This is a genomic window from Polaribacter sp. HaHaR_3_91 (genome assembly GCF_019278525.1).
Lineage (GTDB): Bacteria > Bacteroidota > Bacteroidia > Flavobacteriales > Flavobacteriaceae > Polaribacter.
In genome coordinates, this window is record NZ_CP058986.1 from 2,690,001 (window position 1) to 2,704,230 (window position 14,230).

At 31.2% G+C, this 14,230-nt stretch carries 6 protein-coding genes, 2 tRNA genes and 2 rRNA genes (1 of these 10 running past the window's edge); 3 read left to right on the forward strand and 7 right to left on the reverse strand.

Annotation, left to right across the window (positions count from 1 at the left end):
- The 6 genes from H0I27_RS11420 to H0I27_RS11445 all read right to left on the reverse strand — a co-directional run.
- A 23S ribosomal RNA gene (locus tag H0I27_RS11420) occupies window positions 1-394 on the reverse strand; it reaches 2,491 nt to the left of the window's first position.
- Between the two features lie 175 nt (window positions 395-569).
- Window positions 570-643, reverse strand: a tRNA-Ala gene (locus tag H0I27_RS11425).
- 82 nt (window positions 644-725) lie between these two features.
- Window positions 726-799 (reverse strand) — tRNA-Ile (locus H0I27_RS11430).
- An 84-nt stretch (window positions 800-883) separates the two neighbouring features.
- Window positions 884-2,401 (reverse strand): 16S ribosomal RNA (locus H0I27_RS11435).
- Together the 16S and 23S rRNA genes with 2 tRNA genes alongside form the textbook arrangement of a ribosomal RNA operon.
- 1,454 nt (window positions 2,402-3,855) lie before the next feature.
- Window positions 3,856-4,470: a LysE family translocator gene (locus H0I27_RS11440; protein ID WP_218730831.1), complete on the reverse strand. Its 615-nt coding sequence runs from the start codon at window positions 4,468-4,470 to the stop codon at window positions 3,856-3,858.
- A 55-nt stretch (window positions 4,471-4,525) separates the two neighbouring features.
- Window positions 4,526-5,560 (reverse strand): quinone-dependent dihydroorotate dehydrogenase, encoded by a 1,035-nt coding sequence (locus H0I27_RS11445; RefSeq protein ID WP_218730832.1) that lies wholly within the window; start codon window positions 5,558-5,560, stop codon window positions 4,526-4,528.
- 266 nt (window positions 5,561-5,826) lie between these two features.
- Between H0I27_RS11445 and H0I27_RS11450 the strand changes: the two genes are divergently transcribed.
- Window positions 5,827-6,720: a transporter gene (locus tag H0I27_RS11450; RefSeq protein WP_218730833.1), complete on the forward strand. Its 894-nt coding sequence runs from the start codon at window positions 5,827-5,829 to the stop codon at window positions 6,718-6,720.
- 87 nt (window positions 6,721-6,807) lie between these two features.
- Here H0I27_RS11450 and H0I27_RS11455 read toward each other — a convergent pair whose 3' ends face one another.
- Complete coding sequence (locus H0I27_RS11455; RefSeq protein ID WP_218730834.1) at window positions 6,808-8,076, reverse strand: exo-beta-N-acetylmuramidase NamZ domain-containing protein; 1,269 nt, start codon at window positions 8,074-8,076, stop codon at window positions 6,808-6,810.
- 4 nt (window positions 8,077-8,080) lie between these two features.
- On the opposite strand from H0I27_RS11455, the gene H0I27_RS11460 reads away from it, so the two are divergent.
- Together H0I27_RS11460 and H0I27_RS11465 are read left to right on the forward strand one after the other, a co-directional pair.
- Window positions 8,081-9,316, forward strand: a complete 1,236-nt coding sequence (locus H0I27_RS11460) for an ABC transporter permease (protein ID WP_218733867.1) — start codon at window positions 8,081-8,083, stop codon at window positions 9,314-9,316.
- A 458-nt stretch (window positions 9,317-9,774) separates the two neighbouring features.
- On the forward strand, window positions 9,775-13,926 hold the full coding sequence (locus H0I27_RS11465) for a hybrid sensor histidine kinase/response regulator transcription factor (protein ID WP_218730835.1): 4,152 nt from the start codon (window positions 9,775-9,777) through the stop codon (window positions 13,924-13,926).
- Window positions 13,927-14,230 lie beyond the last annotated feature (304 nt).

Genomic DNA, 14,230 nt, shown 5'->3' on the forward strand with positions numbered 1-14,230 from the left:
CAGGGTACCACTATCTTAAATTCGCTTACTTTTACGGGACTATCACCCTCTATGGTCAGTCTTTCCAAACTGTTCTAATTCACTTATCTTCGAATATCGTGGCCCTACAACCCCTATTTTGCCGTAACAAAATAGGTTTGGGCTAATCCGCGTTCGCTCGCCACTACTAACGGAATCACTATTGTTTTCTCTTCCTCCGGTTACTTAGATGTTTCAGTTCACCGGGTTTACCCCTATTGCTAGGTGACATGTCTTCAACATGCCGGGTTGCCCCATTCGGATATCTACGGATCAAAAGGTATGTGCCCCTCCCCGTAGCTTTTCGCAGCTTATCACGTCCTTCGTCGTCTCTGAGAGCCTAGGCATCCGCCATACGCCCTTACTTAACTTATTGTACTTTTTGCTACAGTATGTTTCCATACTATAATGAACTCTTTTATATTTTTATAAAAAAATTATTTAATTAGAATATAAATATTCTAATTGTTCTCTATCTATTTGATTCTTACGATATCATTTTACCAATATGTCAATGAACTTGTGGTCTATTTACTTGAAATTGACCGTTGTGGAGAATATCGGAGTCGAACCGATGACCTCTTGCGTGCAAGGCAAGCGCTCTAGCCAGCTGAGCTAATCCCCCATTATGAAATTCAGAATAAATCCTAAATTATGAATGTAGAATCCTCTTACTTCCAGAATTTCCTTAGTACTTTAGCTTTTTGTAGTCCCGGGCAGACTCGAACTGCCGACCTCTACATTATCAGTGTAGCGCTCTAACCAGCTGAGCTACGAGACTATAATAGCTTAAAATACTTATATTATAAAATTAACAGCAAAGAGTAAAAATGACCTTTTTTTGTAACTCACCATCTTTCTCTAGAAAGGAGGTGTTCCAGCCGCACCTTCCGGTACGGCTACCTTGTTACGACTTAGCCCTAGTTACCAGTTTTACCCTAGGCGGCTCCTTGCGGTGACCGACTTCAGGCACTCCCAGCTTCCATGGCTTGACGGGCGGTGTGTACAAGGCCCGGGAACGTATTCACCGGATCATGGCTGATATCCGATTACTAGCGATTCCAGCTTCACGGAGTCGAGTTGCAGACTCCGATCCGAACTGTGATATGGTTTATAGATTCGCTCTCTGTTGCCAGATGGCTGCTCATTGTCCATACCATTGTAGCACGTGTGTGGCCCAGGACGTAAGGGCCGTGATGATTTGACGTCATCCCCACCTTCCTCACTACTTGCGTAGGCAGTCTCGTTAGAGTCCCCAACTTTACTTGATGGCAACTAACGACAGGGGTTGCGCTCGTTATAGGACTTAACCTGACACCTCACGGCACGAGCTGACGACAACCATGCAGCACCTTGTAATCTGTCCGAAGAAAACTCTATCTCTAAAGCTGTCAGACTACATTTAAGCCCTGGTAAGGTTCCTCGCGTATCATCGAATTAAACCACATGCTCCACCGCTTGTGCGGGCCCCCGTCAATTCCTTTGAGTTTCAGTCTTGCGACCGTACTCCCCAGGTGGGATACTTATCACTTTCGCTTAGTCACTGAGCTAATGCCCAACAACTAGTATCCATCGTTTACGGCGTGGACTACCAGGGTATCTAATCCTGTTCGCTCCCCACGCTTTCGTCCCTCAGCGTCAGTACATACGTAGTAGACTGCCTTCGCAATCGGTATTCTGTGTAATATCTATGCATTTCACCGCTACACTACACATTCTATCTACTTCCATATGACTCAAGTCAACCAGTATCAAAGGCAGTTCCATAGTTGAGCTATGGGATTTCACCTCTGACTTAATCGACCGCCTGCGGACCCTTTAAACCCAATGATTCCGGATAACGCTCGGACCCTCCGTATTACCGCGGCTGCTGGCACGGAGTTAGCCGGTCCTTATTCTTACAGTACCGTCAAGCTGGTATACATACCAGTGTTTCTTCCTGTACAAAAGAAGTTTACAACCCATAGGGCAGTCATCCTTCACGCGGCATGGCTGGGTCAGAGTTGCCTCCATTGCCCAATATTCCTCACTGCTGCCTCCCGTAGGAGTCTGGTCCGTGTCTCAGTACCAGTGTGGGGGATCTCCCTCTCAGGACCCCTACCTATCAAAGTCATGGTAAGCCGTTACCTTACCATCTAACTAATAGGACGCATAGCCATCTTTTACCAATAAATCTTTAATTAAAACTCGATGCCGAGTCTCAATACTATGAGGTATTAATCTTCATTTCTAAAGGCTATCCCTCAGTAAAAGGTAGGTTCTATACGCGTTACGCACCCGTGCGCCGGTCGTCATCTGTGCAAGCACAATGTTACCCCTCGACTTGCATGTGTTAAGCCTGCCGCTAGCGTTCATCCTGAGCCAGGATCAAACTCTTCATTGTATATTTTAAATATTTTAATGAATAAGTTTCAAAAGAATTTGTTTAAATAAATCTAAACATGGTTATTCTACTCTTTAATTACGCTGTCAATTTCAATATTTTCAATGAACTTTGTTCTAATCTTAAAAAGCAACTTAAAAGCTACTCCCTAAATAAAACTTTGTAGAAATGTTAGACTCGAACTAACTGACTCTTTTAATAGTCATTCCAAATTTTCTTTGATCGTTTTCGCTGTCTTTCTTAGCGGCTGCAAACATACAAACTATTTCTAATCTGACAATAAAAAATTAAACTTTTTTTTTTAATTTCTTTTTGCTTGCTCTAAAACTAAAAAAACCTTGAACGTTTTTGCCGAAAATTTCGGACTGCAAACATACAACTCTTTTTAATTATAAACCTAAGGAAATTGTTATTTTATTTTTAATAAAATTTTGACATTTTATTTAGATAAACTACTAATCCTCAACTTACTTACAACTCCTCAATGAACGTTGCTAACTGTGTGATATTACTGTTAGCGGGTGCAAACTTACAACTCATTTTTAATCTAACAACTATTTTTTTACCTTTATTTTAATTTAATTTCACAATGCGTTTTAAGACACTTGTTTTTAACTGTTTATGAAGAAAGTTTTTTTGAGGGTATTTTTTGACCGATATGAACATTGAGAGTTTTTCTTAGAAAATCCCATATTTTAATCTAAACTTCATCTAAAACACCAAAGAGTTCTGGGTTGAATTTTGAAAATATCGTGTATTTATTATTACATTCTTTTAATTCTTCTTCTTAGTTACGGGTTTTTATTCTAAAAAAAAGCTCCATTATTATAATAATCCTGTATTTAACCTCTATAGACACTATTCATCTAATCTATTTATAACTTTTTATTCTTAATACTTCTTCTAAAATAGAAATATTAGTCTATTATATAAGATTGTAATTCTTAAAATGAGTCTAGAAATATTCTTTTTAAGCACATAGCAACATAGAAAACATAGTTTTGTTCTCTCACTTATAAATAGTTTTTGAATAATTCGAATAAATCATCGTTTAAAAACACGTAAAATCTTCGGTTAAACGAAGTCTGAACTTATTTTAAGAATCTAATAGCTCTCGACTGCGCTCGAACTGACAGTATGTTAAGATCCTTAAAAATTGGTTTTATTTACTTATCGATAAATTTCTATATATAAAGTAGTCTTTTCGAAATAAAACTTAAGCTGGTACATACTCGTGTTAGGGATTGAAACGGCATCCTTTTTATATGATTATTGATGTGATAGCAGAAATAAGCATATAAAAAGATATAGTGGAAAGCCTGACCTTTTTTTTCTAAATCTTCTTTAAATTGATGTTGGTCATTAAATAAAAACGAATTTATATAGTATTAACTAAAAAAGGGAACACACAAAAGAGAATATTTGTCCTTTTGAATATATGTATTTAATTAGCTTTATAACAAAATCATAAATGCAATGAAAGTAAATACAATTATTTGTCCCCATTTTAGATACACTCCTACTTTAGCGTGTTCTTTTAAATAGCTAGAAATACTGCCTGCTAAAATTGTAATGATTGTAAATACTAAAAAAGACACCACAATAAAAAGAGCTCCTAAAGTATAAAACTGAACAACGCTTGACATCGTTCTAGAAAACAAAAACTGAGGAAAAAATGCTAAAAAGAATAAAGCAACTTTAGGGTTTAATACATTCATTATAAACCCCTTTTTGAATAGTTTAAATGTAGACTCTTTTTGAATATTGTTATTGGACAAGACTATTTCAGCATCACTTTTATAGACTTTGTACGCTAAAAAGAGCAGATAACTTGCTCCTAATAATTTAATGATAAAGAAGAGACTTTCATTTTCTTTGATGATTGCCGATACTCCGAAAGCGACTAATGTAGTGTGCACCAAACAACCAGACATTAAGCCTAAAACTGTCGCGATACCATATTTTGTTCCGTTTACAATACTCTGTGTTAGTACAAAAATATTGTCTGGACCTGGAGAAATTGCTAAAATAACTGTTGCAAAGGCAAAAGAGATCAAAGTTTCTACCATAAAAATTAAGTTCTTTTAGGTAAGTAAATTGCTTTATTAAACTTTTTGTTAGACTTTAAGATTGTTTTAGAATTGCTTTATTAATTCGTTTTACCAAACTTGGTCCTTCGTAAATAAAACCTGTGTATACTTGTACTAAATCTGCACCAGCATTTAGTTTTTCTAACGCATCTTTTTCTGAGTGAATACCTCCTACTCCGATTATAGGAAAAGCTTTTTTTGAGGTATCTGCTAAGTATTTAATTACAGCTGTACTTTGGTTTTTAACGGGTTGACCACTAACCCCACCATTTCCTATTTCTGACAAACGTTCTTTTGAAGCTTTTAGATTTTCTCTATTTGTAGAAGTATTTGAAGCAATTACACCATCAATTTTTGTTTCATGCACCAATTCAATAATTTCATCTAACTGGATATTATTTAGATCGGGAGCAATTTTTAATAAAATTGGTTTTTGTACTTTTTCTTTATTATTAAGATTCTGACAAGCAGAAATTAATTCTAATAAATAGTCTTTATCATTTAATTTTGCATGGCTACCTACATTTGGACAGCTTACATTTAATACAAAATAATCTACATATGGATGCAATTCTGTAAAAACCTCGCAATAATCTTGCGTATAATTTTCTGGAGTTGTTGCTGTATTTTTACCAATGTTTCCACCAATAATAACTTGTCCTTTATTCTTTTTTAGGTTTTTAATGGCAGCTTCCATTCCGTCATTATTAAACCCCATTCTATTTATAATTCCTTGATCGTCTTTTAATCTAAATAACCTTTTTTTAGGATTACCAACTTGTCCTTTTGGTGTCACGGTTCCTATTTCTATAAATCCGAAACCAAAATTTGCCAATTCATTATACAAAACTGCATTTTTATCGAAACCTGCTGCCAAACCTACTGGGTTCTTAAAGGTTAATCCGAATAAGTTTTTTTCTAATCGTTTGTCATCAACCACATATAAACTTCTGAATACAGAAGAAACAAAAGGAATTTTACAAAGGTTTTTGACTAAAGAAAAAGTGAAGTAATGAATTTTTTCTGGATCGAATAAAAAGAAAATCGGTCTTACAATAGATTTGTACATGCTTTACTAGAATTATTTTAAGTAGCTTATTTCTAGTTTTCAAAATTACAAATTTTATAATGATAAAACTCTAAAACCTATTTCAAATAAAAAATCAAAAAAAATTAAAAAAATTATTAAAAAAAAAAAATGATAACACACTCAAAAAGAGGTAGAAATAAAAAATATTTTCTTTTCTATTTTTCTATTTCAGAAAAGAAAAAAATCATCTTGTAATGTAAATAATTAGCATTCGACAAAGAAACCTAACTATTAAAAAACATAAAATGAAAACAAGTAAAATAGTATTAGGATTGGTTTTTGGACTAGCTTTAACAGCACAAACTAATGCACAAGGATTGTTAGATGGTTTTACTCCAAAAAAAGGTGATTTATCTGTAACAGCTTCTTATACCTCTAGTAATTATGAAAAATTTTATGCAGGAAAAACTAAAATGGATGCAGTGCCTGCACATAATGAAATTGATCAAAACATATACAGTTTATACGCAAAATACGGTATTACAAACAAATTATCTGTTGTTTTAAATGCACCTTACATTTCTGCAGAAGGAAATGGTATTGCAGATCCTTTTAACGGAACTAGTAAACAAGATGGTTTTCAGGATATTTCTGTTGGATTAAAATATAATGCGTATACTTTTGATTTTGATAAATTAAATTTAGATGTTATAACGGGTTTAAGTGTTGATATTCCTACAGGTTACGAAGCAAACGGAATTTTATCTCTTGGTAATAATACATTTTCTACGAACCTAACTGCTGGTTTACATTTACAAAATAATGATGGTCTTTTTGCTACTTTTTTAAATTCTTACCAATTTAAAGGAGATGCAGATAATACTTCTGGTGGAGCTGATTTTGATGTACCAAATGCTTATTATGCAACAACTAAAATAGGATATGCAAGTTCTTTTATTTATGTAGAAGGTTGGTTAGATTATTTAGCTTCAACTGATGGTGTAGATATTAGTGATGCTACTTTTGGAGGAAATTTTCCTGAAACTAAAGTAGAATACACAAGATTAGGTGCAACTATTTATAAAAACATTATTCCAGAATTAGGAGCTAGCGTAGGTTTTAGTAGCGTAATTGACGGTCGTAATATCGGTAAATCGACTAACTTTTCTGTTGGATTAACTTACAACCTTAACATATAGGTTTCTTTTAATACTATTAAAAAAGCTCGTAATTTCTTACGAGCTTTTTTATTTTAAACTATTTTATAACTTTTAAAGTTCTTTTTTTTACTGATAAATCAAGTACTTACTTCGAACTTTTTTAAATGCATCCAAATCTTTCTCCCAAGTTTTTCTGATTTCAGTTTCAGAGATCCCTTTTTCTATTTGTTGTTGCAGCTTTTTTGTACCTGCTAGATTTGTAAAGAAATTATTAAAAAACTCATTAGAAGTATTCTGTTTGTAAGCTTCTATTAAAAAAGACAAATCTAATTTATTAAGCTTTTCTGCTTCTTGTAAATTCTCTCCATAACATAATGTGTTTTTATATTTTGGATATTTAGCGCCCTCATTTGCTTGTGGAGTAAAAGTAAATTCGCTTTTTGCTAAATACGGAGAACCATAAATTTGGAACTGCATTTCTGTTCCTCTTCCTGCAGAAACATTCGTTCCTTCGAAAAAGCACAAACTAGCATAGAGATTTATACTTTTATCATTTGGTAAATTTGGTGACGGTTTTATCGGTAAACTATACTCCATTTGATGATTGTAATTATCTACAGGGATTACTGTTAAATCACACTTAATTCCGTTTTTAAGCCATTTTTCACCATTTATCATTTTTCCATATTCGCCAATAGTCATTCCATAAACTACAGGAACTTTATGCATTCCCACAAAAGATGTATGCTCTAGTTCTAAAACAGGACCATCTATATAATATGCATTCGGGTTTGGTCTGTCTAACAAAATCACTTGGATTCTTTGTTCTGCGCAAGCTTCCATTACATAATGTAAAGAAGAAATATAGGTGTAAAAACGAGCACCTACATCTTGAATATCAAAAACTACAACGTCAATTCCTTTTAATTGTGCTGCTGACGGTTTTTTATTTTTACCGTAAAGCGATATAATTGGTAAACCTGTTTTGGTGTCAAATCCATCTTTTACAACCTCGCCAGCATCTGCTTTCCCTCTAAAACCGTGTTCTGGTGCAAAAACTTTTTTTACATTTATTCCATTATAGTTATGTAAATAATCTACCAAATGATGCGTAACTTTTTTAGACCCCATAGCATTAGGCGCTACTTCCGCTCTCTGAATAACAGACAATACAGAAGTTTGGTTTGCAACAATTGCTACATTTTTACCTTTTAATAAACTGAGATACAAATGGGTACTTTCTGCACCTACTTTAACAGTTTCCTGTTCTCTGTTACTCCCTACTTTTAAACCTGTACTTTTAATTGATGTAATTTGAGCATAACAAATCAGCTGAAAATTCAGCATTAGAAATAAGAATAAATATGTACTTTTGAAAGGTTTAAAATCTATCATCAATTTGAATTACGAGTTATTTATTGCAAAACGCATTATTGCCAGTAAAAAGTATAAAAATAGCATATCATCTCCAATAATAAAAATTGCAATCACAGCAATTGCATTGGGGATTATTATTATGCTCATTTCTGTTGCAACTGGTGCTGGCTTGCAATATAAAATTCGTGATAAAATGGCTGGTTTTAAAGGCCATGTTCAAATTATTAATTACGATGCTAATAATTCTGATGTTTCAACAGTTCCTATTGATAAAAACCAAGATTTTTATCCGAAGTTTAAAGATGTAGATGGAATTAAAAACATTCAAGTTTTTGCTAATAAAGCTGGAATTTTAAGAACAGAAACAGAATTTGAAGGCATTATTTTTAAAGGAGTTTCTACAGATTACGATTGGACTTTTTTTACAGAGTATTTAGTTGAAGGTAGAACCCCAAACTTTAATCAAGATAGAACCAAAGAAGTTTTATTGTCTCAAACAATAATGAATCGTTTACAACTAAAATTAAACGATACTGTTTTAGCTACTTTTATAAAAACCTCTACTAGTAAGCTACCATCAAACAGAAAATACACCATAGTAGGAATCTATAATTCTGGTTTTGCTGAATTTGATAAAAGCATGATGATTGGTGACATCAGAGAAGTCCAAAATCTAAATAAATGGACAGAAAATGAGGTTGGAGGCTTTGAAATTATTTTAGATAGTTTTGATAAAATTGAAGAAAAAGGAGAAGAAATTTACAGTAATATTGGTGCAACTTTAAACAGTAAAACTATTTTAGACAGTTACCCAGCTGTATTTGAATGGATAGAACTTTTTGATAATAATGTGTGGTTTATTATTGCCATTATGATCTTAGTTGCAGGCATAAATATGATTACTGCCCTACTCGTTTTAATTTTAGAACGCGTACAAATGATTGGTATTTTAAAAGCCTTAGGAAGCACGAATACAAGCATCCGTAAAATATTTTTATACAACGCCTCTTACCTTATTTTAAAAGGGCTTTTCTGGGGAAACATTATTGGTTTATCTATTCTCTTTATACAATATTACTTTGAGCTAATTACATTAAATCCGGAGACCTATTATGTAACTACAATGCCTGTTTACATCTCTCTAAAAGCTATTTTATTACTAAATATTGGCACGTTAATTATGTCTTTTTTAATGCTGATTATTCCATCATATATAATTACTAAAATTCAGCCTTCTAAATCTATAAAGTTTGCTTAAATCTCTTTTTTAAAACAATATTCTTTATTTAATTTGTTTTTTAAAATTTCACAACGCTTTAATTAAATGATAATTACGGTATACTTATTTAAAATTTAAATAAGGCAAAGAGAAAAACAATAAGAGTAGTACTTTTAATCCCTGTAAATCACTCCATTATATTTAATTCTAAACTAGGAAGCAACATCTCTTTCATTAGATGTTTAATTTGTTGCACTTAAATTTATTAACTAAAGCTATCTTTAGATCTAATTTGTAAAGCTTCCCCTAGTTTCAAGTTAAAGTTGATTACATTTATAATTAAATAATAACATTCCAAAAATAGATTATCTAACTACCTATTATTTAGATAAAAAAAACGGATTTTTATTAGAACATCCTCCAAATAAATAAAAAATCAACTTGAAATAATTAGGTTTAAAAATGTAATATTACAGTAACTATTAAATTATTAGTTTATGAAAAAACTCTTGGTTTTAATACTATTTTTGTCTTCCATAATTAACTATGCACAAAAATCTTATAAAGAATTTCAGTTTGTAAATATTAAGGAAGGCATACCTAAAGTGGGCGTCTCATCTATTGTACAAGACAACCAAGGGTTTATTTGGATTGGTACTACTGGAACTGGTTTATATAAATTTGATGGTATAGATTATACTCCTTATAAATTTGATTTTGAAAACACTCATTCTTTAAGCAATAATTTAGTACAATGTCTTTTTCTAGACAGTAAAAATAGACTTTGGTGCGGAACAGAAAATGGATTAAATTTATATGATAGAGATTTAGATCATTTTAAAAAAGTACAATTAAATACTAATCTTAACTATAAAGAAAATGTATTAGCTTTAGAAGAAGATGCTGCAGGTAATTTGTTAGTAGGAACGGACAGAAAAGGTCTTTACAAATTAGATATTAATACACTTTTAACAGAAAGAATTTTAAATAAAAAATCTCCAGATTTATCAATTACTAGTATAAAACACACAAAGCAAGGCAAAACTTTTGTAGGTACAAACCTTGGTTTAAAAGAAATTGATTTTATACATAATAAACTAATTAATACTAGAGTTTTTGCAGGTGATGAAAAATCTATAAATCACTCAATTTCTAACCTGTATATAGATGCAAAAGATAATTTATGGATTGGCTTTGAAAGAGAAAATGGTATCTACAAATGTGACCTTACTAATGATAGAAATAACAATATAATACGTTTAAATAAATTTGATATTACATCGAAAAAAATCATGAAAATAATTCAATTATCAGATAATACATTGATGATTGGAACAGAGAATGATGGTCTTTTTCACTTAGAAGAGAATGGCGATATTATTAAAAATTATGTATCAAATAAAACAGAAGAAAACAGTATTTTACATAACTCTATTTGGGAACTTTTTATAGATAAGAATGATAGAATTTGGATGGGTTACTTTAACAGTGGTGTTGCCGTTAGCGATAAACTCTATGATAAATTTAAAGATATAAAAAGCTTACCTAATAAAAATAATTCGTTAACAATACCCTCTGTTTCAAGTGTTGTAAAAGACAAAACTGGTAATTTATGGATCTCCACAGATGGCGGTGGTATTGATATTTACAACCCTATAAACGCTAAAATAACTCATATCAATAAAGAAAATAACACTGTTTATTCGGGACTTAATTCTAATTACATTGTGAGTTTGTTTTTAGATTCTAAAAATAATTTATGGGCAGGAAGTTGGGATAGTGGTATTTATCTTTTAAAAAATGGATCTAAAAAATTCATAAATTTTAGTAAACATAATGCTGTAAAAAACTTTAAAGCAAATACGGTAAGAAGTTTTTCGGAGGATTCTAAAGGTACCATTTGGATTGCTACTTTTTTTGAAGGACTACACTCCTACACCCCTACTACAAACACCTTTACAAAATTTAATTCTGAAGAATTTGTAGCTCATAAATCTTTATGCAATAAACTTATGGTAGTTTTTGTAGATTCAGAAGATGTTATTTGGGTAGGAACTCCCGATGGTTTGTTTAGAATAACAAGATTAGAAAATAACACCTTTAATGTTGTTTCTCTAAAAACTAGAATGCAAAAAGAGTATGGGCACTTATCTGACGTCAGTCATATTTTAAGTATTTATGAATCTTCTAAAAAAGAAATTTGGATTGGAACAAGAGGAGCAGGACTTTGTAGGTACAATAAAAAAGAAGACACCTATACATGGTATAATAAATCTAAAGGTTTTGAGGAAGAAAATATCGCTGCAATCATAGAAGATAATGATAAAAATATTTGGGTTAGCGGTAATTCTGGTCTTACAAAAATTGACATAGAAGAAGAAAATTTCACTAATTATACATCAAATGACGGTTTACTTTCTAATGATTTTAATTTTGGAGCAGTTTTAAAAGATGAAAAAGGTATTTTGTATTTTGGTAATTTTAAGGGGTTAGATTATTTTAATCCAAAAGAAATAGCCACAAATGCTAGCTTGCCTTCTCTACATTTTACAGATTTTAAATTGTTTAATGAAAAAGTAATTCCTCTTACTGAAAACTCTCCATTAGAAAAAGTTATTTCAGAGACAAAAAACATTCAACTTTCACACACCCAATCTGTATTTACCATTGAATATACTGGCTTGAACTATACAAGACCAGAAAAAAATAATTATGCTTATTATTTAGAAGGTTATGAAAATACTTGGAATTACGTTGGACATAAACGAAATGCGACCTATACAAATTTAGATCATGGAGATTATATTTTTAAACTCAAAGCCTCTAATAATGACGGTATTTGGAGTAACATTCCATTAGAATTAAATATTACCATTCTTCCACCTTGGTGGAAAACCAATTGGGCAATATTAGGTTATATTATACTGTTTTTATTATGCATTTATTTACTAAACAGCTTAACTCAACAAAGAATAAAAGAAAAAGAAATATTAAAAAATGAACGTTTAGCACAAACTCAAAATGACGAATTGAATCAAAAGAAACTTCAATTTTTTACAAATATTTCTCATGAATTTAGAACACCGTTAACACTAATTATAAACCCTATTAAAGACATTATTAGCAACAAAGAATTAGACCTACCACAAAGTGTTAAAAATAAACATGCAATCATCTACAAAAACACAAACAGACTTTACAGATTGATAAATGAGTTAATGGATATTAGAAAATTAGAGCATAATAAGATGAAAATTAGAGCCTCTAAAATTAATTTAATCGAGTTTTCTAATAACATTGCGAACTATTTTCAAGAAGAAACAACCAATAAAAACATTTTATTGAGTGTAGATTCTGATGTACCAGATTTAAGTGTTTGGGCTGATGAAAAGATGTTAGAAAAAATCATATTCAACCTCTTATCTAATGCCATAAAGGCAACTCCCAAAGGAGGTGCTATAAATATTGATTTATTTTCTAATCACAAACGATATCTTTTACCTTTAATTGATAAAAAGCAACCGGTGGAAGTAATTGAAATAGTAATTTCTGATACTGGAACAGGGTTAAACGAACAAGAAGTTGAAAAAATATTTGAACGCTTTTATCAAGTAGAAGATCAAAACAAAACCTATATCGGTGGAACCGGAATTGGTTTAGAAGTAGTAAAGAGTTTTGTGTACCTTCATAAAGGAGATATCAATGTAGAAAGTAAAGTAGGTTCTGGCACCACATTCAAAATACTATTACCAACAGGTAATGCTCATTATACAGAAGATCAAATTATATATGAAAATGAGAAGAAAGTAAATATAAAAGAACAATTCTTATTAATTACCCCAGAAGACACAGAAATTCCAACTACAGAAGCATCTAAACTAACTAAAACTAAGACCATTTTAATTGTTGAAGATAATATAGAATTACTAGATTATTTAAAAGTAGAATTAAGTAAAGAATACAAGGTTTTTGTTGCTGGTAATGGTAAAGAAGGCGTTAAAATGGCAAAAGAAACCTTACCAGACGCAATTATTACAGATGTTGTAATGCCAGAAATGGATGGGTTTGAATTTTGTAAAACAATAAAAACAGATGCCTCTACAAGCCATATTCCTGTAATGATGTTAACTGCAAGAACAACCATAGAGAATAGAATTGAAGGTATAGAAAATGGTGCTGATGCTTACATGATAAAACCATTCGATTTAAAATTATTAAAACTTCGTTTATCACAATTAATAACAAGTAGACAATTAATTTTCGATAAATTTTTTGGAGCAATAAGTGGTGCTGATGAAAAAATAAACTCTAACTCAATTGATAAAGAATTTATACAAAAACTATTAGAATATATAAATAACAATATTTCAGATTCTAACTTAAGTGTAGAGGAGTTGGCATCACAATTAAAACTAAGCAGGAGTCAATTATACCGAAAAATAAAAGCTATAACAGGTCAGACTGTAAATGAGTTTATTAGAAAAATAAGATTAGAAAGAGCCAAACAAATTTTAGACTCTGGTAGAGGTAATATTAGTGAAGCTTGTTTTAGTGTTGGCTTTTCTTCTCCCTCTTATTTTTCTAAATGCTTTAAGGCTCATTTTGGTATCTTACCTTCTGAAATAGAAATTAAAAAAGAAACTAATTAACACTATTAAAACACTTTACATCTTTAAAAAGATCATTTTTAAGTGTACTTTATTTCTCAATAAAATAGTGCTATAAAACAATTGTTGCGTCAAATGAATTAAATGTAGCATACGTGTTAAATAAAGGTTAAATAGCTACAATTGTTTTAAAAGCTGTTTTTTTTGTGGTACAAAATATTGATTTGTTCTTATAAATTTGAAGAGTACGACAATGTTTATGGAACAGAAAAAGTTTAAAAATAAAATATTTTACGAGGTACTATTAATAATTATTATGTTATTACTATTGGTAGTATTACTTAAT